General features: G+C 51.1%; 34 protein-coding genes. 32 read left to right on the top strand and 2 right to left on the bottom strand.

From position 1 onward, the window contains the following. The first annotated feature begins 201 nt into the window (after nucleotides 1–201). Together bfd and bfr are read left to right on the top strand one after the other, a co-directional pair. Entirely contained in the window at nucleotides 202–396 is a 195-nt protein-coding gene (bfd, locus tag FKM52_RS20700; protein ID WP_141178019.1) for a bacterioferritin-associated ferredoxin, read from the top strand. A gap of 81 nt (nucleotides 397–477) precedes the next feature. Then, nucleotides 478–954, top strand: coding sequence for a bacterioferritin (gene bfr, locus FKM52_RS20705; RefSeq protein ID WP_141178020.1), 477 nt, complete (start codon nucleotides 478–480; stop codon nucleotides 952–954). On the opposite strand, the gene FKM52_RS20710 is transcribed toward bfr, so the two are convergent. Continuing rightward, complete coding sequence (locus FKM52_RS20710) at nucleotides 938–1717, bottom strand: prepilin peptidase (RefSeq protein WP_141178021.1); 780 nt, start codon at nucleotides 1715–1717, stop codon at nucleotides 938–940. The genes bfr and FKM52_RS20710 overlap by 17 nt on opposite strands. Before the next feature lie 385 nt (nucleotides 1718–2102). On the opposite strand from FKM52_RS20710, the gene rpsJ reads away from it, so the two are divergent. From rpsJ to FKM52_RS20860, 30 genes are all read left to right on the top strand, one after another. Beyond that, complete coding sequence (gene rpsJ, locus FKM52_RS20715; protein WP_001181005.1) at nucleotides 2103–2414, top strand: 30S ribosomal protein S10; 312 nt, start codon at nucleotides 2103–2105, stop codon at nucleotides 2412–2414. Between the two features lie 32 nt (nucleotides 2415–2446). After that, the gene (rplC, locus tag FKM52_RS20720) at nucleotides 2447–3076 is read left to right on the top strand and encodes a 50S ribosomal protein L3 (protein ID WP_141178022.1); all 630 of its coding nucleotides are present in this window, start codon (nucleotides 2447–2449) and stop codon (nucleotides 3074–3076) included. 11 nt (nucleotides 3077–3087) lie between these two features. Beyond that, a complete protein-coding gene (gene rplD / locus FKM52_RS20725; RefSeq protein ID WP_141178023.1) occupies nucleotides 3088–3693 on the top strand; it encodes a 50S ribosomal protein L4 in 606 nt (201 codons plus the stop codon). Next, the gene (rplW, locus tag FKM52_RS20730) at nucleotides 3690–3992 is read left to right on the top strand and encodes a 50S ribosomal protein L23 (protein WP_141178024.1); all 303 of its coding nucleotides are present in this window, start codon (nucleotides 3690–3692) and stop codon (nucleotides 3990–3992) included. The genes rplD and rplW overlap by 4 nt, the downstream gene beginning before the upstream one ends. Before the next feature lie 17 nt (nucleotides 3993–4009). Further along, nucleotides 4010–4831 (top strand): 50S ribosomal protein L2, encoded by an 822-nt coding sequence (gene rplB, locus FKM52_RS20735; RefSeq protein WP_141178025.1) that lies wholly within the window; start codon nucleotides 4010–4012, stop codon nucleotides 4829–4831. Between the two features lie 16 nt (nucleotides 4832–4847). After that, complete coding sequence (gene rpsS, locus FKM52_RS20740; protein ID WP_004929772.1) at nucleotides 4848–5126, top strand: 30S ribosomal protein S19; 279 nt, start codon at nucleotides 4848–4850, stop codon at nucleotides 5124–5126. A gap of 14 nt (nucleotides 5127–5140) precedes the next feature. Further along, nucleotides 5141–5473 (top strand): 50S ribosomal protein L22, encoded by a 333-nt coding sequence (gene rplV / locus FKM52_RS20745; protein WP_007891659.1) that lies wholly within the window; start codon nucleotides 5141–5143, stop codon nucleotides 5471–5473. A 17-nt stretch (nucleotides 5474–5490) separates the two neighbouring features. Next, entirely contained in the window at nucleotides 5491–6192 is a 702-nt protein-coding gene (gene rpsC, locus FKM52_RS20750; RefSeq protein ID WP_038629758.1) for a 30S ribosomal protein S3, read from the top strand. Nucleotides 6193–6204: 12 nt separating this feature from the next. Beyond that, the gene (gene rplP / locus FKM52_RS20755) at nucleotides 6205–6615 is read left to right on the top strand and encodes a 50S ribosomal protein L16 (protein ID WP_008927134.1); all 411 of its coding nucleotides are present in this window, start codon (nucleotides 6205–6207) and stop codon (nucleotides 6613–6615) included. Then, nucleotides 6615–6806 carry a 50S ribosomal protein L29 gene (rpmC, locus tag FKM52_RS20760; protein ID WP_141178026.1) on the top strand — a complete coding sequence of 64 codons (192 nt, stop codon included), beginning with the start codon at nucleotides 6615–6617 and terminating at the stop codon, nucleotides 6804–6806. The genes rplP and rpmC overlap by 1 nt, the downstream gene beginning before the upstream one ends. Beyond that, nucleotides 6806–7060: a 30S ribosomal protein S17 gene (gene rpsQ, locus FKM52_RS20765; protein WP_013510766.1), complete on the top strand. Its 255-nt coding sequence runs from the start codon at nucleotides 6806–6808 to the stop codon at nucleotides 7058–7060. The genes rpmC and rpsQ overlap by 1 nt, the downstream gene beginning before the upstream one ends. A gap of 168 nt (nucleotides 7061–7228) precedes the next feature. Further along, complete coding sequence (rplN, locus tag FKM52_RS20770) at nucleotides 7229–7600, top strand: 50S ribosomal protein L14 (RefSeq protein ID WP_038629760.1); 372 nt, start codon at nucleotides 7229–7231, stop codon at nucleotides 7598–7600. Between the two features lie 10 nt (nucleotides 7601–7610). Further along, on the top strand, nucleotides 7611–7925 hold the full coding sequence (gene rplX, locus FKM52_RS20775; RefSeq protein WP_038629761.1) for a 50S ribosomal protein L24: 315 nt from the start codon (nucleotides 7611–7613) through the stop codon (nucleotides 7923–7925). Between the two features lie 14 nt (nucleotides 7926–7939). Further along, the gene (rplE, locus tag FKM52_RS20780; RefSeq protein WP_038629762.1) at nucleotides 7940–8479 is read left to right on the top strand and encodes a 50S ribosomal protein L5; all 540 of its coding nucleotides are present in this window, start codon (nucleotides 7940–7942) and stop codon (nucleotides 8477–8479) included. Between the two features lie 14 nt (nucleotides 8480–8493). Continuing rightward, nucleotides 8494–8799, top strand: a complete 306-nt coding sequence (rpsN, locus tag FKM52_RS20785; RefSeq protein WP_038629763.1) for a 30S ribosomal protein S14 — start codon at nucleotides 8494–8496, stop codon at nucleotides 8797–8799. Nucleotides 8800–8832: 33 nt separating this feature from the next. After that, the gene (gene rpsH, locus FKM52_RS20790) at nucleotides 8833–9225 is read left to right on the top strand and encodes a 30S ribosomal protein S8 (protein ID WP_017374146.1); all 393 of its coding nucleotides are present in this window, start codon (nucleotides 8833–8835) and stop codon (nucleotides 9223–9225) included. Nucleotides 9226–9237: 12 nt separating this feature from the next. After that, nucleotides 9238–9771, top strand: a complete 534-nt coding sequence (gene rplF / locus FKM52_RS20795) for a 50S ribosomal protein L6 (RefSeq protein ID WP_141178027.1) — start codon at nucleotides 9238–9240, stop codon at nucleotides 9769–9771. A gap of 9 nt (nucleotides 9772–9780) precedes the next feature. After that, the gene (gene rplR, locus FKM52_RS20800; protein WP_038629765.1) at nucleotides 9781–10134 is read left to right on the top strand and encodes a 50S ribosomal protein L18; all 354 of its coding nucleotides are present in this window, start codon (nucleotides 9781–9783) and stop codon (nucleotides 10132–10134) included. A 14-nt stretch (nucleotides 10135–10148) separates the two neighbouring features. Further along, nucleotides 10149–10649, top strand: coding sequence for a 30S ribosomal protein S5 (rpsE, locus tag FKM52_RS20805; RefSeq protein ID WP_038629766.1), 501 nt, complete (start codon nucleotides 10149–10151; stop codon nucleotides 10647–10649). Between the two features lie 6 nt (nucleotides 10650–10655). Then, nucleotides 10656–10835: a 50S ribosomal protein L30 gene (gene rpmD, locus FKM52_RS20810; protein WP_004846568.1), complete on the top strand. Its 180-nt coding sequence runs from the start codon at nucleotides 10656–10658 to the stop codon at nucleotides 10833–10835. 3 nt (nucleotides 10836–10838) lie between these two features. After that, on the top strand, nucleotides 10839–11273 hold the full coding sequence (gene rplO / locus FKM52_RS20815; RefSeq protein ID WP_141178028.1) for a 50S ribosomal protein L15: 435 nt from the start codon (nucleotides 10839–10841) through the stop codon (nucleotides 11271–11273). A gap of 7 nt (nucleotides 11274–11280) precedes the next feature. Further along, nucleotides 11281–12612 carry a preprotein translocase subunit SecY gene (secY, locus tag FKM52_RS20820; protein ID WP_085068456.1) on the top strand — a complete coding sequence of 444 codons (1332 nt, stop codon included), beginning with the start codon at nucleotides 11281–11283 and terminating at the stop codon, nucleotides 12610–12612. Between the two features lie 32 nt (nucleotides 12613–12644). Further along, nucleotides 12645–12761 carry a 50S ribosomal protein L36 gene (gene rpmJ / locus FKM52_RS20825; RefSeq protein WP_004160566.1) on the top strand — a complete coding sequence of 39 codons (117 nt, stop codon included), beginning with the start codon at nucleotides 12645–12647 and terminating at the stop codon, nucleotides 12759–12761. Between the two features lie 145 nt (nucleotides 12762–12906). Next, on the top strand, nucleotides 12907–13263 hold the full coding sequence (rpsM, locus tag FKM52_RS20830; RefSeq protein WP_002438688.1) for a 30S ribosomal protein S13: 357 nt from the start codon (nucleotides 12907–12909) through the stop codon (nucleotides 13261–13263). A gap of 16 nt (nucleotides 13264–13279) precedes the next feature. After that, nucleotides 13280–13669, top strand: a complete 390-nt coding sequence (rpsK, locus tag FKM52_RS20835) for a 30S ribosomal protein S11 (protein WP_004160563.1) — start codon at nucleotides 13280–13282, stop codon at nucleotides 13667–13669. Nucleotides 13670–13700: 31 nt separating this feature from the next. Continuing rightward, nucleotides 13701–14321, top strand: coding sequence for a 30S ribosomal protein S4 (rpsD, locus tag FKM52_RS20840; protein ID WP_010618555.1), 621 nt, complete (start codon nucleotides 13701–13703; stop codon nucleotides 14319–14321). Between the two features lie 25 nt (nucleotides 14322–14346). After that, the gene (locus FKM52_RS20845; RefSeq protein WP_038629771.1) at nucleotides 14347–15336 is read left to right on the top strand and encodes a DNA-directed RNA polymerase subunit alpha; all 990 of its coding nucleotides are present in this window, start codon (nucleotides 14347–14349) and stop codon (nucleotides 15334–15336) included. Nucleotides 15337–15376: 40 nt separating this feature from the next. Next, entirely contained in the window at nucleotides 15377–15763 is a 387-nt protein-coding gene (gene rplQ / locus FKM52_RS20850; protein WP_003850180.1) for a 50S ribosomal protein L17, read from the top strand. Between the two features lie 110 nt (nucleotides 15764–15873). Next, entirely contained in the window at nucleotides 15874–16242 is a 369-nt protein-coding gene (locus FKM52_RS20855; RefSeq protein ID WP_141178029.1) for a DnaJ family domain-containing protein, read from the top strand. Nucleotides 16243–16358: 116 nt separating this feature from the next. Next, the gene (locus FKM52_RS20860) at nucleotides 16359–16613 is read left to right on the top strand and encodes an alternative ribosome-rescue factor A (RefSeq protein ID WP_141178030.1); all 255 of its coding nucleotides are present in this window, start codon (nucleotides 16359–16361) and stop codon (nucleotides 16611–16613) included. Between the two features lie 2 nt (nucleotides 16614–16615). On the opposite strand, the gene mscL is transcribed toward FKM52_RS20860, so the two are convergent. Then, the gene (mscL, locus tag FKM52_RS20865; protein WP_141178031.1) at nucleotides 16616–17026 is read right to left on the bottom strand and encodes a large-conductance mechanosensitive channel protein MscL; all 411 of its coding nucleotides are present in this window, start codon (nucleotides 17024–17026) and stop codon (nucleotides 16616–16618) included. Nucleotides 17027–17118 lie beyond the last annotated feature (92 nt).

The raw sequence follows: 17118 nt of genomic DNA on the forward strand, positions 1-17118 counted from the left end.
ACCGTTGGCGCGGGCGTTGTTGCACGCGTTATCGCTTAATTAGCGACAACAAAAGCGAATGCTTCGGCATTCGCTTGTTTAAGAGGGCGCTTCGGCGCCCTTTTTTATGCCTGCCCACAGCTAAAACCATACAAAATCCAGGTTTGAAATAAAAACCATTCTCATTTAGAATGCGCTCATTATTTATACTGGAGCAGGTAAATGTACGTCTGTTTATGTAATGCCATCAACGATAAAACCGTGCGTGAAGCCGTTCGCCGTTATCAACCCGCCTCTTTTCAACAGCTGCGTCACTTTTTACCGGTAGGCAACCAGTGCGGGAAATGTATCCGCGCGGTGCGTGAGATTATGAATGATGAGCTGCAGAACCTGCCGCAGTATCAGGAGATCGCCTGAGGGCATATTTTTACCGCTGCCTTTTTGACTTCTTTCTAACCACATCTACGCTCTATTTAACTGGAAGCGGAGGAAAGAAAGATGAAAGGCGATGCTAAAATTATAAGCTACCTGAATAAACTACTGGGAAATGAGCTGGTTGCGATAAACCAGTACTTTCTCCATGCGCGGATGTTCAAAAACTGGGGACTGATGCGCCTGAATGATGTTGAGTATCATGAGTCGATAGATGAGATGAAGCATGCGGATAAATATATAGAGCGCATACTTTTTCTTGAAGGCATACCTAATTTGCAGAATGTCGGCCGTCTGCGTATCGGTGAGGATGTGGAAGAGATGCTGCGTTCCGATCTGGCGCTGGAGCTGGAGGGCGCAAAAGATCTGCGCGAGGCTATCGCCTGGGCCGATCAAATTCACGACTACGTAAGTCGCGATATGATGATTGAAATCCTGGCGGATGAAGAGCAACACATTGACTGGCTGGAAACGGAGCTGGATCTGATCCAAAAAATGGGTATCCAGAACTATCTGCAGGCGCAGATCAGAGAGGAAAAATAACATTTTCTTTCTGCCATAAGGCGAAAAAGGTAACCCAACCGCCCAAAGATAAGCAGGGCCCGAAAGGCTGCTGGTGAACAACGCCGGCGCCTCTTTTCCACACTCTGCCGCCCAGAAAAAGCAGCAGGCCGCTTAAGGCTGCTACCGTGGCGATAACGGGCAGCAGCTGCCAGCCGCACCAGGCGCCCAGCGCCGCAAACAGCTTTAAATCTCCATAACCCAGACCTTCACGCCGGGCGACGATGAAAAAAAACCAGTAGAGCAGCCACAGGGCAAGCCAGCCGCCGATCGCGCCGATAACGGCCGCAGGCAATCTTTCCTGACTGAATAATAAATGATAAAGCAGGCCCAGCCAGAGCAAAGGAAGAGTAAGTGCATCTGGCAGCAATAAACAGCGCCAATCGATAAGGCTCAGCAAGATGAGCAGCGCGGTAAACAGCAGCGCAAAAGATAGCGCATGCGGGGAAGGGGCGTTGATAGCCAGCAGGCTAAAGAGCGCGCAGGACAGCGTCTCGACGATAAATAAGCGACGCGGGATTCTGCAATCACAGTAGCGACAGCGCCCCCGCAAGCGTAACCAGCTATAAAAAGGGATAAGATCGCCTGGCTTAAGCCGCCGCCGACAACGGCTGCAGCGGGAAGGCGGAGCAAACAGGCGTATTAACCAGCGGCGCCCGCTCAGGCCTGGATGATAACGATCGGCAGCCAGGCAGAGGAAACTGCCCAGGGCTAAACCTGCCAGCGCGGCAAACAAAATTGTCATAAGAATGCTCTCTGACCATTAGCGGAAAATTCCATCCTAAAGCGGGGCGTCAATGCTGTCTTTTATCGTTGGCGTTAACAGGAAGAGAGGCCGTAAAATTATTTCGTGAATTATGCAATCGCCTGTCAGGGCTTGCGCTTGCTTCCACTTTTTCGCCGCGCCGCCGCCGGATGGGTTGCTATCTGAGCAAATTCCCGTATAATGCGCGGGCCTGCTGATATTGCGGGTGCGATTCGAGCAGAATCGCAGGCTGGTCGGACATCGCCCGGCCTGACAATACTCCCGATTGGGGAGTTATATGCTGAACGATTACACTCCCCCATCAATCGTAATGGGTGTGAGGAGTAATTCTTTTCGTTTATAAAATAATTGGAGCTCTGGTCTCATGCAGAACCAAAGAATCCGTATCCGTCTTAAAGCGTTTGATCATCGCCTGATCGATCAATCAACCGCGGAAATCGTTGAGACCGCCAAGCGCACTGGCGCGCAGGTGCGTGGTCCCATCCCGCTGCCGACCCGCAAAGAGCGCTTTACCGTTCTGATTTCTCCGCACGTTAACAAAGACGCGCGCGATCAGTACGAAATCCGCACTCACAAGCGTCTGGTTGACATCGTTGAGCCAACTGAAAAAACCGTTGATGCTCTGATGCGTCTGGATCTGGCTGCCGGTGTAGACGTGCAGATCAGCCTGGGTTAATCAGGTCATCGAGCGATTGAGAGGTTGAAACAATGATTGGTTTAGTCGGTAAAAAAGTGGGTATGACCCGCATCTTCACTGAAGACGGCGTATCTATCCCTGTAACCGTAATCGAAGTTGAAGCAAACCGTGTTACTCAGGTTAAAGGTCTGGACAGCGACGGCTACCGCGCAATCCAGGTGACCACCGGTACGAAAAAAGCGAACCGCGTGACCAAACCTGAAGCAGGTCATTTTGCTAAAGCTGGCGTAGAAGCTGGCCGTGGTCTGTGGGAATTCCGCACCGCTGAAGGTGAAGAATATACCGTTGGCCAGGACATCAGCGTTGAAATTTTCGCTGACGTTAAGAAAGTTGACGTGACTGGTACGTCTAAAGGTAAAGGTTTTGCCGGTACTGTTAAGCGCTGGAACTTCCGTACCCAGGATGCTACTCACGGTAACTCCTTGTCTCACCGCGTTCCGGGTTCTATCGGTCAGAACCAGACTCCGGGCAAAGTGTTCAAAGGCAAAAAAATGGCAGGTCAGCTGGGTAATGAGCGCGTAACCGTTCAGAGCCTGGACGTAGTACGTGTTGACGCTGAGCGCAACCTGCTGCTGGTGAAAGGTGCTGTCCCGGGTGCTACCGGTAGCGACCTGATCGTTAAACCAGCTGTTAAGGCGTGAGGGGGCGAGGAATGGAATTAGTAATGAAAGACGCGCAAAGCGCGCTGACTGTTTCCGAAACTACCTTCGGTCGTGATTTCAACGAAGCGCTGGTACATCAGGTTGTTGTTGCTTATGCAGCTGGTGCTCGTCAGGGCACTCGTGCTCAGAAGACTCGTGCTGAAGTAACTGGTTCCGGTAAAAAACCGTGGCGCCAGAAAGGCACCGGCCGTGCGCGTTCAGGTTCTGTTAAGAGCCCGATCTGGCGTTCAGGCGGCGTGACCTTCGCTGCTAAGCCGCAGGACCACAGTCAAAAAGTTAACAAAAAGATGTACCGCGGCGCGCTGAAAAGCATTCTGTCCGAACTGGTACGTCAAGAACGTCTGATCGTTGTCGAGAAGTTCTCTGTAGAAGCGCCGAAAACCAAGCTGCTGGTACAGAAACTGAAAGATATGGCGCTGGAAGACGTGCTGATCATCACCGGCGAACTGGATGAAAATCTGTTCCTGGCCGCTCGCAACCTGTACAAGGTTGACGTGCGTGATGCAGCGGGTATCGATCCGGTTAGCCTGATCGCCTTCGACAAAGTCGTTATGACTGCTGACGCAGTTAAGCAAGTTGAGGAGATGCTGGCATGATCCGTGAAGAACGTCTGCTGAAAGTGCTGCGCGCGCCGCACGTTTCTGAAAAAGCGTCTACTGCGATGGAAAAAACCAATACCATCGTTCTCAAAGTTGCGAAAGACGCGTCCAAAGCAGAAATCAAAGCCGCTGTGCAGAAACTTTTCGAAGTTGAAGTCGAAGTCGTAAACACCCTGATCGTGAAGGGTAAAGTTAAGCGTCATGGACAGCGTATTGGTCGTCGTAGCGACTGGAAGAAAGCTTACGTCACCCTGAAAGAAGGCCAGAATCTGGACTTCGTCGGCGGCGCAGAGTAAGTCGGAGGAGAAGAACAATGGCAATTGTTAAATGTAAACCGACATCTCCGGGTCGTCGCCACGTAGTTAAAGTGGTGAACCCAGAGCTGCACAAGGGCAAACCATTTGCTCCGCTGCTGGAAAAAAACAGCAAATCCGGTGGCCGTAACAACAATGGCCGCATCACTACCCGTCACATCGGTGGTGGTCACAAGCAGGCTTACCGTCTGGTTGACTTTAAACGCAACAAAGATGGTATCCCGGCTGTTGTTGAACGTCTTGAGTACGATCCGAACCGTTCCGCGAATATCGCGCTGGTTCTGTACAAAGACGGCGAGCGCCGTTATATCCTGGCCCCGAAAGGCCTGAAAGCCGGCGACCAGATTCAGTCTGGCGTTGATGCTGCGATCAAAGCAGGCAACACCCTGCCGATGCGTAACATCCCGGTTGGTTCCACCGTGCATAACGTAGAAATGAAACCAGGCAAAGGCGGTCAGATTGCTCGCTCCGCTGGTGCTTACGTGCAGATCGTTGCGCGTGAAGGTTCCTACGTAACCCTGCGTCTGCGTTCAGGCGAAATGCGTAAAGTCGAAGCTGACTGCCGCGCAACCCTGGGCGAAGTCGGTAACGCTGAGCATATGCTGCGCGTTCTGGGTAAAGCAGGTGCTGCCCGCTGGCGTGGTGTTCGTCCGACCGTTCGCGGTACTGCGATGAACCCAGTAGATCACCCGCACGGTGGTGGTGAAGGTCGTAACTTTGGTAAGCACCCGGTAACTCCGTGGGGCGTACAGACCAAAGGTAAGAAGACCCGTAGCAACAAGCGTACCGATAAATTTATCGTACGTCGCCGTAGCAAATAATATTAGAGGATAAGCCATGCCACGTTCTCTCAAGAAAGGTCCTTTTATTGACCTGCACTTGCTGAAGAAGGTAGAGAAAGCGGTGGAAAGCGGTGACAAGAAGCCCCTGCGCACTTGGTCCCGTCGTTCAACGATCTTTCCAAATATGATCGGTTTGACCATCGCTGTCCATAATGGTCGTCAGCACGTACCTGTCTTTGTTTCCGACGAAATGGTTGGACACAAGCTGGGTGAATTCGCGCCGACTCGTACTTATCGCGGTCACGCGGCTGATAAAAAAGCCAAGAAACGCTAAGGCAGGAGGAAGAGATGGAAACTATTGCTCAACATCGCCACGCTCGTTCTTCTGCTCAAAAGGTTCGCCTGGTGGCTGACCTGATTCGCGGTAAGAAAGTGTCGCAGGCTCTGGACATCCTGACCTACACCAACAAAAAAGCTGCTGTACTGGTCAAGAAGGTCCTGGAATCTGCCATTGCTAACGCCGAACACAACGATGGCGCTGACATCGACGATCTGAAAGTCGCGAAAATCTTCGTCGACGAAGGCCCAAGCATGAAGCGCATTATGCCGCGTGCGAAAGGTCGTGCAGATCGCATCCTGAAGCGCACCAGCCACATTACTGTGGTTGTGTCCGATCGCTGAGACTCTGGAGACTAGCAATGGGTCAGAAAGTACATCCTAATGGTATTCGACTGGGTATTGTTAAACCCTGGAACTCTACCTGGTTCGCTAATACCAAAGAATTCGCTGACAACCTGGACAGCGATTTTAAAGTGCGTCAGTTCCTGACTAAAGAACTGGCTAAAGCGTCTGTATCGCGCATCGTTATCGAACGTCCGGCGAAAAGCATCCGTGTGACTATTCACACCGCTCGTCCTGGTATCGTTATCGGTAAGAAAGGCGAAGACGTAGAAAAACTGCGTACGGTCGTAGCGAATATCGCTGGCGTACCGGCACAGATCAATATCGCCGAAGTCCGTAAACCGGAACTGGACGCGAAATTGGTTGCTGACAGCATCACTTCTCAGCTGGAGCGTCGCGTGATGTTCCGTCGTGCGATGAAGCGTGCTGTACAGAACGCAATGCGTCTGGGCGCGAAAGGTATCAAAGTTGAAGTTAGCGGCCGTCTGGGCGGCGCGGAAATCGCACGTACCGAATGGTACCGCGAAGGTCGCGTGCCGTTGCACACGCTGCGTGCTGACATTGACTACAACACCTCAGAAGCGCACACCACTTATGGTGTAATCGGCGTTAAGGTATGGATCTTCAAAGGTGAGATCCTGGGTGGTATGGCTGCTGTTGAACAACCGGAAAAACCGGCTGCTCAACCGAAAAAGCAGCAGCGTAAAGGCCGTAAGTAAGGAGAGTCGCTGATGTTACAACCAAAGCGTACAAAATTCCGTAAAGTGCACAAAGGCCGCAACCGTGGTCTGGCTGCCGGTACGGATGTGAGCTTCGGTACTTTCGGTCTGAAAGCTGTTGGCCGTGGTCGTCTGACTGCTCGTCAGATCGAAGCAGCACGTCGTGCTATGACCCGTGCAGTTAAGCGTCAAGGTAAGATCTGGATCCGTGTATTCCCGGACAAACCGATCACCGAGAAGCCGCTGGAAGTGCGTATGGGTAAAGGTAAAGGTAACGTGGAGTATTGGGTTGCCTTAATCCAGCCGGGTAAAGTCCTGTATGAAATGGACGGCGTACCGGAGGAGCTGGCCCGTGAAGCATTCAAGCTGGCAGCAGCAAAACTGCCTATCAAAACCACCTTTGTTACTAAGACGGTGATGTAATGAAAGCAAAAGAGCTGCGTGAAAAAAGCATTGAAGAGCTGAACACTGAGCTGCTGAACCTGCTGCGTGAACAGTTTAACCTGCGCATGCAGGCAGCATCTGGCCAGCTGCAGCAGACTCATCTGCTGAAGAATGTGCGCCGTGATGTTGCACGCGTTAAAACTTTACTGACTGAGAAGGCGGGTGCGTAATGACCGATAAAATTCGTACTCTGCAAGGTCGTGTTGTTAGTGACAAAATGCAGAAATCTGCAGTTGTTGCTATCGAGCGTTTCGTGAAGCACCCGATCTACGGTAAATTCATTAAGCGTACGACTAAGCTGCACATCCATGACGAGAACAACGAATGCGGTATCGGCGACGTGGTGGAAATCCGCGAATGCCGCCCGCTCTCCAAGACTAAGTCCTGGACGCTGGTTCGCGTTGTAGAGAAAGCGGTTCTGTAATAGAATCTCCTTTCTTAAAAAATAAGATAAACGGCTCGCAAGAGCCGTTTATTTTTTCTACCCATCTGAGAGAACCGGTGTTATAATGCCGCGCCCTCAATTATGGGGCTTTCTAACGACCTGCAGTTTGGGTCCCGAAGTAGTAGTTGACATTAGCGGAGCACTAAAATGATCCAAGAACAGACTATGCTGAACGTCGCCGACAACTCCGGTGCACGTCGCGTAATGTGTATCAAGGTTCTGGGTGGCTCGCACCGTCGCTACGCAGGCGTAGGCGACATCATCAAAGTTACCATCAAGGAAGCAATTCCGCGTGGTAAAGTGAAAAAAGGTGATGTGCTTAAGGCGGTAGTGGTGCGCACCAGGAAGGGTGTTCGTCGCCCTGACGGTTCTGTCATTCGCTTCGATGGTAATGCATGCGTTATTCTGAACAATAACAGCGAGCAGCCAATCGGAACGCGTATTTTTGGGCCGGTAACTCGTGAACTTCGTAATGAAAAGTTCATGAAAATTATCTCCCTGGCACCAGAAGTACTCTAAGGAGCGAAGAATGGCAGCGAAAATCCGTCGTAATGACGAAGTTATCGTGCTGACCGGTAAAGATAAAGGTAAGCGCGGTAAAGTAAAAAATGTCCTGTCTTCTGGCAAGGTCATTGTTGAAGGTATCAACTTGGTGAAAAAACATCAGAAGCCGGTTCCGGCTCTGAATCAACCAGGCGGCATCGTTGAAAAAGAAGCTGCAATTCAGGTTTCTAACGTTGCAATCTTCAATGCGGCTACCGGTAAGGCTGACCGTGTAGGCTTTAGATTCGAAGACGGCAAAAAAGTCCGCTTCTTCAAGTCTAACAGCGAAACTATCAAGTAATTTGGAGTAGTACGATGGCGAAACTGCATGATTACTACAAAGACGAAGTAGTTAAAAAACTCATGACTGAGTTTGGCTACAATTCTGTCATGCAAGTCCCTCGGGTCGAGAAGATCACCCTGAATATGGGTGTTGGTGAAGCGATCGCTGACAAAAAGCTGCTGGATAACGCAGTAGCAGACCTGGCAGCAATCTCCGGTCAAAAACCGCTGGTCACCAAAGCACGCAAATCAGTTGCAGGCTTCAAAATCCGTCAGGGCTATCCGATCGGCTGTAAAGTAACCCTGCGTGGCGAACGCATGTGGGAGTTCTTTGAGCGTCTGGTCACTATTGCTGTACCGCGTATTCGCGACTTCCGCGGCCTGTCCGCTAAGTCTTTCGATGGTCGTGGTAACTACAGCATGGGCGTCCGTGAGCAGATCATCTTCCCAGAAATCGACTACGACAAAGTCGATCGCGTTCGTGGTTTGGATATCACCATTACCACTACTGCGAAATCTGATGATGAAGGCCGTGCTCTGCTGGCTGCCTTTGACTTCCCGTTCCGCAAGTAAGGTGGGGTTACTTAATGGCTAAGCAATCAATGAAAGCACGCGAAGTCAAGCGTGAGAAATTAGCAGACAAATTCTTCGCGAAACGCGCTGAACTGAAAGCGATCATTTCTGATGTGAACGCCTCCGACGAAGATCGTTGGAACGCTGTTCTCAAGCTGCAGAGTCTGCCGCGTGATTCCAGCCCGTCTCGTCAGCGTAACCGCTGCCGTCAAACAGGTCGTCCGCATGGTTTCCTGCGGAAGTTCGGGTTGAGCCGTATCAAGGTCCGTGAAGCCGCCATGCGCGGTGAAATTCCGGGTCTGAAAAAGGCTAGCTGGTAATTGTCACCAATTGAATCACGGGAGTAAAGACAGATGAGCATGCAAGATCCGATCGCGGATATGCTGACCCGTATCCGTAACGGTCAGGCCGCGAACAAAGTTGCGGTCACCATGCCTTCCTCCAAGCTGAAAGTGGCAATCGCCAACGTGCTGAAGGAAGAAGGTTATATTGAAGATTTCAAAATCGAAGGCGACATCAAGCCGGAACTGGAACTGACTCTTAAGTATTTCCAGGGTAAAGCTGTGGTAGAAAGCATTCAACGTGTTAGCCGTCCGGGCCTGCGCATCTATAAGAAAAAAGATGAGCTGCCGAAGGTAATGGCTGGACTGGGTATTGCTGTTGTTTCTACCTCTAAAGGTGTTATGACTGATCGTGCAGCGCGCCAGGCTGGTCTTGGTGGCGAAATTATCTGCTACGTAGCTTAATCGGAGGAAAAAATGTCTCGTGTTGCTAAAGCACCTGTCGTTGTTCCTGCCGGCGTAGAGGTAAAACTCAACGGTCAGGTAATTTCGATTAAAGGTAAAAACGGCGAGCTGACTCGTACTATCAATAATGCTGTTGAAGTTAAGCAGGCTGACAACACGCTGACTTTCGCTCCGCGCGAAGGTTTCGTTGACGGCTGGGCGCAGGCGGGTACTACCCGTGCGCTGCTGAACGCAATGGTTATCGGTGTTACCGAAGGCTTCACTAAGAAGCTGCAGCTGGTTGGTGTAGGTTATCGTGCAGCCGTTAAAGGCAATGTCGTGAATCTGTCTCTGGGCTTTTCTCACCCGGTAGATCACGTACTGCCTGCGGGCATCACTGCAGAATGTCCGACTCAGACTGAAATCGTACTGAAAGGTGCTGATAAACAGCTGATCGGCCAGGTTGCGGCTGACCTGCGCGCCTACCGTCGTCCTGAGCCTTATAAAGGCAAGGGTGTTCGTTACGCCGACGAAGTCGTGCGTACCAAAGAGGCTAAGAAGAAGTAAGGTAACACTATGGATAAGAAATCTGCTCGTATCCGTCGTGCGACCCGCGCACGTCGCAAGATCAAAGAGCTGGGTGCTACTCGCCTGGTGGTACATCGTACCCCGCGTCACATTTACGCACAGGTCATCGCCCCGAATGGCTCTGAAGTTCTGGTTGCTGCTTCTACTGTAGAAAAAGCTATCTCTGAACAACTGAAGTACACCGGCAACAAAGACGCTGCGTCTGCTGTAGGTAAAGCTATCGCTGAGCGCGCGCTGGAAAAAGGCATCAAAGATGTTGCTTTCGACCGTTCCGGTTTCCAATATCATGGTCGCGTCCAGGCACTGGCAGAAGCTGCCCGTGAAGCTGGCCTTCAGTTCTAAGGTAGAGGTCTAAGATGGCACACATCGAGAAACAAGCTGGCGAACTGCAGGAAAAACTGATCGCGGTAAACCGCGTATCTAAAACTGTGAAAGGTGGCCGTATTTTCTCCTTCACCGCACTGACTGTAGTGGGTGATGGTAACGGTCGCGTTGGTTTTGGTTACGGTAAAGCGCGTGAAGTACCGGCAGCGATCCAGAAAGCGATGGAAAAAGCCCGTCGCAACATGATTAACGTCGCGCTGACTAACGGCACCCTGCAGCACCCTGTTAAAGGTGCGCACACAGGTTCCCGTGTGTTCATGCAGCCGGCTTCTGAAGGTACCGGTATCATCGCCGGCGGTGCAATGCGCGCCGTTCTGGAAGTCGCTGGAGTTCATAACGTTCTGGCTAAAGCCTATGGTTCCACCAACCCGATTAACGTGGTTCGTGCAACTATCGACGGCCTGGAAAATATGAAATCTCCGGAAATGGTCGCTGCCAAGCGTGGTAAATCCGTTGAAGAAATTCTGGGGTAATTGACCATGGCAAAGACGATCAAAATTACTCAAACCCGCAGTGCAATCGGCCGTCTGCCTAAGCATAAGGCAACGCTGCTTGGCCTGGGTCTGCGTCGCATTGGCCATACCGTTGAGCGTGAAGACACGCCTGCTGTTCGCGGTATGGTTAACGCGGTTTCCTACATGGTTAAAGTGGAGGAGTAACAGATGCGTTTGAATACTCTGTCTCCGGCCGAAGGCTCAAAACAGGCGGGTAAACGCCTGGGTCGTGGTATCGGTTCTGGTCTCGGTAAAACCGGCGGCCGCGGTCACAAAGGTCAGAAGTCTCGTTCTGGCGGTGGCGTACGTCGTGGTTTCGAAGGCGGTCAGATGCCGCTGTACCGTCGTCTGCCGAAATTCGGCTTCACGTCTCGTAAAGCGATGGTCACGGCGGAAATCCGTCTGTCCGAGCTGGCGAAAGTGGAAGGCGGTATCGTTGACCTGAATACGCTGAAAGCAGCGAACATCATCGGTACTCAGATTGAATTTGCGAAAGTGATTCTGTCTGGCGAAGTTTCTGCACCGGTAACGGTTCGCGGTCTGCGCGTCACTAAAGGCGCTCGTGCTGCAATCGAAGCTGCTGGCGGTACAATTGAGGAATAAGTAGCAGATGGCTAAGCAACCAGGATTAGATTTTCAAAGTGCCAAGGGCGGTTTCGGCGAACTGAAACGCAGACTTTTGTTTGTCATCGGTGCGCTGATTGTTTTCCGCATTGGCTCTTTTATTCCGATCCCTGGTATCGATGCCACTGTACTTGCCAAACTGCTTGAGCAACAGCGCGGCACCATCATTGAAATGTTCAACATGTTCTCTGGTGGTGCTTTAAGCCGTGCTTCTATCTTTGCTCTGGGTATCATGCCGTATATTTCGGCATCGATTATTATCCAGCTGCTGACGGTGGTTCATCCCGCCCTGGCAGAAATAAAGAAAGAAGGGGAGGCTGGTCGTCGTAAGATTAGCCAGTATACCCGTTACGGAACTCTGGTATTGGCAATCTTTCAGTCGATCGGTATTGCTACCGGTCTGCCGAATATGCCTGGGATGCAGGGCCTGGTGATTAATCCGGGCTTTGCCTTCTATTTTACCGCTGTTGTCAGCCTGGTGACGGGAACTATGTTCCTGATGTGGCTGGGTGAACAGATTACTGAGCGGGGTATCGGCAACGGTATTTCCATCATAATCTTTGCTGGTATCGTTGCGGGTCTCCCGCCGGCCATTGGCCATACCATCGAGCAAGCGCGGCAAGGCGACCTGCACTTCCTTCTGTTGCTGTTGGTTGCAGTTCTCGTATTTGCAGTGACCTTCTTCGTTGTTTTCGTTGAGCGTGGTCAACGCCGCATTGTGGTGAACTATGCGAAACGTCAGCAAGGCCGTCGTGTCTATGCTGCGCAGAGTACACATTTACCGCTGAAAGTGAATATGGCAGGGGTTATCCCGGCAATCTTCGCCTCCAGCATTATTCTGTTCCCGGCTACCATTGCCTCATGGTTCGGTGGCGGTACAGGATGGAACTGGCTGACAACTATTTCGATGTATTTACAGCCAGGACAGCCGCTTTATGTGCTACTCTATGCGACTGCAATCATCTTCTTCTGTTTCTTCTATACGGCGTTGGTCTTCAATCCGCGTGAAACAGCAGATAACCTGAAGAAGTCTGGTGCATTTGTACCAGGAATTCGTCCGGGAGAGCAAACGGCGAAGTACATCGATAAAGTGATGACGCGTCTGACGCTGGTCGGTGCGCTCTACATTACTTTCATCTGCCTGATCCCGGAGTTCATGCGTGATGCGATGAAAGTACCGTTCTACTTCGGTGGAACCTCACTGCTTATCGTCGTTGTTGTCATCATGGACTTTATGGCTCAAGTGCAAACTCTGATGATGTCCAGTCAGTACGAGTCTGCATTGAAGAAAGCAAACCTGAAAGGCTATAGCCGTTAATTCAGGCGCTTGAGAAGTTACGGAGAGTAAAAATGAAAGTTCGTGCTTCCGTCAAGAAATTATGTCGTAACTGCAAAATCATTCGTCGCGACGGCGTTGTGCGTGTGATTTGCAGTGCCGAGCCTAAGCACAAACAGCGCCAGGGCTGATTTTCTCGCATATTTTTCTTGCAAAGTCAGGTTGAGCTGGCTAGATTAGCCAGCCAATCTTTTGTATGTCTGTGCGTTTCCATTTGAGTATCCTGAAAACGGGCTTTTCAGTATGGTGCGCATATATAATTTATAGGAGTGCATAGTGGCCCGTATAGCAGGCATTAACATTCCTGATCAGAAACATACCGTAATCGCGTTAACTTCGATCTACGGTGTCGGCAAGACTCGCTCCAAGGCCATCTGTGCTGCTGCGGGTATCGCTGAAGATGTTAAGATCAGTGAGCTGTCTGAAGAACAAATCGACACGCTGCGTGACGAAGTTGCCAAATTTGTCGTTGAAGGTGATCTGCGCCGTGAAGTTAGCATGAGCATCAAACGTCTGATGGACCTTGGTTGCTATCGCGGTTTGCGTCATCGTCGTGGTCTGCCAGTGCGCGGTCAGCGTACTAAGACCAACGCCCGTACCCGTAAGGGTCCGCGCAAACCGATCAAGAAATAATCGGGGTGATTGAATAATGGCAAAGGCACCAGTTCGTGCACGTAAACGTGTAAGAAAACAAGTCTCAGATGGCGTGGCTCATGTCCATGCTTCTTTTAACAACACCATCGTTACCATTACTGACCGTCAGGGTAACGCACTGGGTTGGGCAACTGCCGGTGGTTCCGGCTTCCGTGGTTCTCGTAAATCTACGCCGTTCGCTGCACAGGTTGCTGCTGAGCGCTGCGCAGAGGCCGTGAAAGATTACGGTATTAAGAACCTGGAAGTTATGGTTAAGGGTCCGGGTCCGGGTCGCGAATCTACTATTCGTGCTCTGAACGCCGCAGGTTTCCGCATCACTAATATTACTGATGTGACTCCGATCCCTCACAACGGTTGTCGTCCGCCGAAAAAACGTCGCGTATAACGCCCGTTTTTAGGATAGTTGGAGAAAGAAAATGGCAAGATATTTGGGTCCTAAGCTCAAGCTGAGCCGTCGTGAGGGCACAGACCTGTTCCTGAAGTCTGGCGTTCGCGCGATTGATTCCAAGTGTAAAATTGAACAAGCCCCTGGCCAGCACGGTGCGCGTAAACCGCGTCTGTCTGACTACGGCGGTCAGTTACGTGAAAAGCAAAAAGTTCGTCGTATCTACGGCGTGCTGGAGCGTCAGTTCCGTAACTATTACAAAGAAGCAGCACGTCTGAAAGGCAACACCGGTGAAAACCTGTTGGCTCTGCTGGAAGGTCGTCTGGATAACGTTGTTTACCGTATGGGCTTCGGCGCCACTCGTGCAGAAGCACGTCAGCTGGTTAGCCATAAATCCGTTATGGTAAACGGTCGCGTTGTTAACATCGCTTCTTATCAGGTATCTCCGAATGACGTAGTCAGCATCCGCGAGAAAGCCAAAAAGCAGTCTCGCGTGAAAGCCGCTCTGGAGCTGGCTGAGCAGCGTGAAAAGCCAACCTGGCTGGAAGTTGATGCAACTAAGATGGAAGGTGTGTTCAAGCGTATTCCTGAACGTACCGATCTGTCTGCGGACATTAACGAACACCTGATCGTCGAGCTTTACTCCAAGTAAAGCTTAGTACCAAAGAGAGGACACAATGCAGGGTTCTGTGACAGAGTTTCTAAAACCGCGCCTGGTAGATATCGAGCAATTGAGTTCGACGCACGCCAAGGTGACCCTTGAGCCTTTAGAGCGTGGCTTTGGCCATACTCTTGGTAACGCACTGCGCCGTATTCTGCTGTCATCCATGCCGGGTTGCGCGGTGACCGAGGTTGAGATTGATGGTGTACTTCATGAGTACAGCACCAAAGAGGGCGTACAGGAAGATATCCTGGAAATCCTGCTTAACCTGAAAGGGCTGGCGGTAAGAGTTCAGGGTAAAGATGAAGTCATCATTACTCTGAATAAATCTGGCATTGGCCCTGTGACTGCAGCCGACATCACCCATGATGGTGATGTCGAAATCGTCAAGCCGCAGCACGTGATCTGCCATCTGACTGATGAAAACGCATCTATTAATATGCGGATCAAAGTTCAGCGTGGCCGTGGTTATGTGCCGGCTTCTGCCCGAATTCATTCGGAAGAAGATGAGCGCCCGATCGGCCGTCTGTTAGTCGACGCCTGCTACAGCCCTGTAGACCGTATCGCCTACAATGTTGAAGCTGCGCGTGTAGAACAGCGTACCGACCTGGACAAGCTGGTCATCGAAATGGAAACCAACGGCACAATCGATCCTGAAGAGGCGATTCGTCGTGCGGCGACCATTCTGGCTGAACAACTCGAAGCTTTTGTTGACCTGCGTGATGTACGTCAGCCGGAAGTTAAAGAAGAGAAACCAGAATTCGATCCGATCCTGCTGCGCCCTGTTGACGATCTGGAATTGACTGTCCGCTCTGCTAACTGCCTCAAGGCAGAAGCTATCCACTACATCGGTGATCTGGTACAGCGTACCGAGGTTGAGCTGCTTAAAACGCCTAACCTGGGTAAAAAATCTCTTACCGAGATTAAAGACGTGCTGGCCTCACGTGGTCTGTCTCTGGGCATGCGCCTGGAAAACTGGCCGCCGGCAAGCATTGCTGATGAATAACCGGATCGCAGGTTAAGGTTTTACTGAGAAGGATAAGGTCATGCGCCATCGTAAGAGTGGTCGTCAACTGAACCGCAACAGCAGCCATCGTCAGGCTATGTTCCGCAACATGGCCGGCTCTTTGGTTCGTCATGAGATCATCAAGACGACCCTGCCGAAAGCGAAAGAGCTGCGTCGCGTAGTTGAGCCGCTGATTACTCTTGCCAAGACCGACAGCGTAGCTAATCGTCGTCTGGCATTCGCCCGTACTCGTGATAACGAGATCGTGGCAAAACTGTTTAACGAGCTGGGCCCGCGTTTCGCGAGCCGTGCCGGTGGTTACACTCGTATTCTGAAGTGTGGCTTCCGTGCTGGTGACAACGCTCCGATGGCTTACATCGAGCTGGTTGATCGTCCAGAAGCTCAAGCAGAAGCTGCAGCAGAGTAATCTGCTGTATAATAAAAAGACCGGGCCCTGGTGCCCGGTTTTTTTATGCCTGTTTTCGGGCGTGTATACTTATTCTTGTTGTGCTATCCCGTTATTTTTCGGAGCTGACTATGTGGCTGCTTGATCAACTGGCTGAACAACATATCCTTGATGCCCAGAAGAAAGGCGAACTGTCTGGTTTGCCGGGAGAAGGCGCGCCGCTGGAGCTGGATGATGATAGTCAGGTTCCGCCTGAATTACGCGCTGGCTATCGCCTGCTGAAAAATGCCGGTTACCTGCCGCCTGAACTGGAAATGCGGCGTGAAGCGCTGGAGCTTAATGATTTGATTAAGGCTCTGGATCCTGCGGATCGCACCCATGCGGTTTGCCTGAAAAAGCTACGCCTGCTGGAAATAAAGCTTCGTCAGGCTGGAATGAGTACTCATTTCCTTGCAGGGGGCTATCGTGAAGCTATTGGTCAAAAGCTGGAGAAAGAGTAGACTTTTACGGTTACCGTTTAGGCGCGCTGGCAGCGCCGGACGTCATCTGAACCCTGACGCTGGCTAACAGGCAAAGAGGTGCAGTACAGATAACCGACGCTATATGAGGAGATACCATGTCAGGTTACCAACACAAAAAAGGTAAGATTAAAGACAATGCGCTTGAGGCGCTGTTACACGATTCGCTTTTTAAGACGCGCGTTGAGGTTAATGTCAAAGGTAAAGGTAGCTATCGACGCAAAGATAAACATTGCAAAAAGGCGGGCTGGGAGGCCAGTGGTAAAGCAGACTTTACCACTGGCTTTCTGTTGAGTAGCGAGGCGATAAAAACGGCGGGTAAAAGCGTTGCCCTTTTCGCATCAGCTTACTGACATCAAACTTTATTGTTCTGCTGCTTCAGCAAATCACGGATTTCGGCCAACAGCGTTTCTTCTGCACTGGGCTTCGGCGCCGGTTTCTCTACTTCTTTTTTGGTGTGAAGCTTATTCATCAGCTTAATCGCGACAAAGATGGCGAAGGCGATGATGACGAAGTCAAAGATGTTCTGCAAAAAGATGCCATACTCCATGACGACCGCAGGCGTATCTCCCTGTGCCGCTTTCAATACCCAGGTGAATTGTTTGAAATCCACGCCGCCAATCAGCAGGCCCAGCGGCGGCATGATAATATTCGCCACCAGCGATGAAACAATTTTGCCGAAAGCCGCGCCGATAATTACGCCGACTGCGAGATCGACAACATTACCGCGCATCGCAAACTCACGGAATTCTTTGAAAAAACTCATAAACAGCTCCTTTCCATTGCCAAAGTTTAAAGTCTAACAAACGAATCACGGTTTGCCATGACCGAATATTAAACAACTGAATTATCACAAAA

It is taken from the genome of Mixta tenebrionis, assembly GCF_006517625.1.
GTDB lineage: Bacteria > Pseudomonadota > Gammaproteobacteria > Enterobacterales > Enterobacteriaceae > Mixta > Mixta tenebrionis.

What these genes read in the sequence shown, in the direction of transcription:
- bfd (WP_141178019.1), top strand. Translation starts at nt 202, where the DNA reads ATGTACGTCTGTTTATGTAATGCCATCAACGATAAAACCGTGCGTGAA.
- bfr (WP_141178020.1), top strand. Translation starts at nt 478, where the DNA reads ATGAAAGGCGATGCTAAAATTATAAGCTACCTGAATAAACTACTGGGA.
- FKM52_RS20710 (WP_141178021.1), bottom strand. Translation starts at nt 1,717, where the DNA reads ATGACAATTTTGTTTGCCGCGCTGGCAGGTTTAGCCCTGGGCAGTTTC.
- rpsJ (WP_001181005.1), top strand. Translation starts at nt 2,103, where the DNA reads ATGCAGAACCAAAGAATCCGTATCCGTCTTAAAGCGTTTGATCATCGC.
- rplC (WP_141178022.1), top strand. Translation starts at nt 2,447, where the DNA reads ATGATTGGTTTAGTCGGTAAAAAAGTGGGTATGACCCGCATCTTCACT.
- rplD (WP_141178023.1), top strand. Translation starts at nt 3,088, where the DNA reads ATGGAATTAGTAATGAAAGACGCGCAAAGCGCGCTGACTGTTTCCGAA.
- rplW (WP_141178024.1), top strand. Translation starts at nt 3,690, where the DNA reads ATGATCCGTGAAGAACGTCTGCTGAAAGTGCTGCGCGCGCCGCACGTT.
- rplB (WP_141178025.1), top strand. Translation starts at nt 4,010, where the DNA reads ATGGCAATTGTTAAATGTAAACCGACATCTCCGGGTCGTCGCCACGTA.
- rpsS (WP_004929772.1), top strand. Translation starts at nt 4,848, where the DNA reads ATGCCACGTTCTCTCAAGAAAGGTCCTTTTATTGACCTGCACTTGCTG.
- rplV (WP_007891659.1), top strand. Translation starts at nt 5,141, where the DNA reads ATGGAAACTATTGCTCAACATCGCCACGCTCGTTCTTCTGCTCAAAAG.
- rpsC (WP_038629758.1), top strand. Translation starts at nt 5,491, where the DNA reads ATGGGTCAGAAAGTACATCCTAATGGTATTCGACTGGGTATTGTTAAA.
- rplP (WP_008927134.1), top strand. Translation starts at nt 6,205, where the DNA reads ATGTTACAACCAAAGCGTACAAAATTCCGTAAAGTGCACAAAGGCCGC.
- rpmC (WP_141178026.1), top strand. Translation starts at nt 6,615, where the DNA reads ATGAAAGCAAAAGAGCTGCGTGAAAAAAGCATTGAAGAGCTGAACACT.
- rpsQ (WP_013510766.1), top strand. Translation starts at nt 6,806, where the DNA reads ATGACCGATAAAATTCGTACTCTGCAAGGTCGTGTTGTTAGTGACAAA.
- rplN (WP_038629760.1), top strand. Translation starts at nt 7,229, where the DNA reads ATGATCCAAGAACAGACTATGCTGAACGTCGCCGACAACTCCGGTGCA.
- rplX (WP_038629761.1), top strand. Translation starts at nt 7,611, where the DNA reads ATGGCAGCGAAAATCCGTCGTAATGACGAAGTTATCGTGCTGACCGGT.
- rplE (WP_038629762.1), top strand. Translation starts at nt 7,940, where the DNA reads ATGGCGAAACTGCATGATTACTACAAAGACGAAGTAGTTAAAAAACTC.
- rpsN (WP_038629763.1), top strand. Translation starts at nt 8,494, where the DNA reads ATGGCTAAGCAATCAATGAAAGCACGCGAAGTCAAGCGTGAGAAATTA.
- rpsH (WP_017374146.1), top strand. Translation starts at nt 8,833, where the DNA reads ATGAGCATGCAAGATCCGATCGCGGATATGCTGACCCGTATCCGTAAC.
- rplF (WP_141178027.1), top strand. Translation starts at nt 9,238, where the DNA reads ATGTCTCGTGTTGCTAAAGCACCTGTCGTTGTTCCTGCCGGCGTAGAG.
- rplR (WP_038629765.1), top strand. Translation starts at nt 9,781, where the DNA reads ATGGATAAGAAATCTGCTCGTATCCGTCGTGCGACCCGCGCACGTCGC.
- rpsE (WP_038629766.1), top strand. Translation starts at nt 10,149, where the DNA reads ATGGCACACATCGAGAAACAAGCTGGCGAACTGCAGGAAAAACTGATC.
- rpmD (WP_004846568.1), top strand. Translation starts at nt 10,656, where the DNA reads ATGGCAAAGACGATCAAAATTACTCAAACCCGCAGTGCAATCGGCCGT.
- rplO (WP_141178028.1), top strand. Translation starts at nt 10,839, where the DNA reads ATGCGTTTGAATACTCTGTCTCCGGCCGAAGGCTCAAAACAGGCGGGT.
- secY (WP_085068456.1), top strand. Translation starts at nt 11,281, where the DNA reads ATGGCTAAGCAACCAGGATTAGATTTTCAAAGTGCCAAGGGCGGTTTC.
- rpmJ (WP_004160566.1), top strand. Translation starts at nt 12,645, where the DNA reads ATGAAAGTTCGTGCTTCCGTCAAGAAATTATGTCGTAACTGCAAAATC.
- rpsK (WP_004160563.1), top strand. Translation starts at nt 13,280, where the DNA reads ATGGCAAAGGCACCAGTTCGTGCACGTAAACGTGTAAGAAAACAAGTC.
- rpsD (WP_010618555.1), top strand. Translation starts at nt 13,701, where the DNA reads ATGGCAAGATATTTGGGTCCTAAGCTCAAGCTGAGCCGTCGTGAGGGC.
- FKM52_RS20845 (WP_038629771.1), top strand. Translation starts at nt 14,347, where the DNA reads ATGCAGGGTTCTGTGACAGAGTTTCTAAAACCGCGCCTGGTAGATATC.
- rplQ (WP_003850180.1), top strand. Translation starts at nt 15,377, where the DNA reads ATGCGCCATCGTAAGAGTGGTCGTCAACTGAACCGCAACAGCAGCCAT.
- FKM52_RS20855 (WP_141178029.1), top strand. Translation starts at nt 15,874, where the DNA reads ATGTGGCTGCTTGATCAACTGGCTGAACAACATATCCTTGATGCCCAG.
- FKM52_RS20860 (WP_141178030.1), top strand. Translation starts at nt 16,359, where the DNA reads ATGTCAGGTTACCAACACAAAAAAGGTAAGATTAAAGACAATGCGCTT.
- mscL (WP_141178031.1), bottom strand. Translation starts at nt 17,026, where the DNA reads ATGAGTTTTTTCAAAGAATTCCGTGAGTTTGCGATGCGCGGTAATGTT.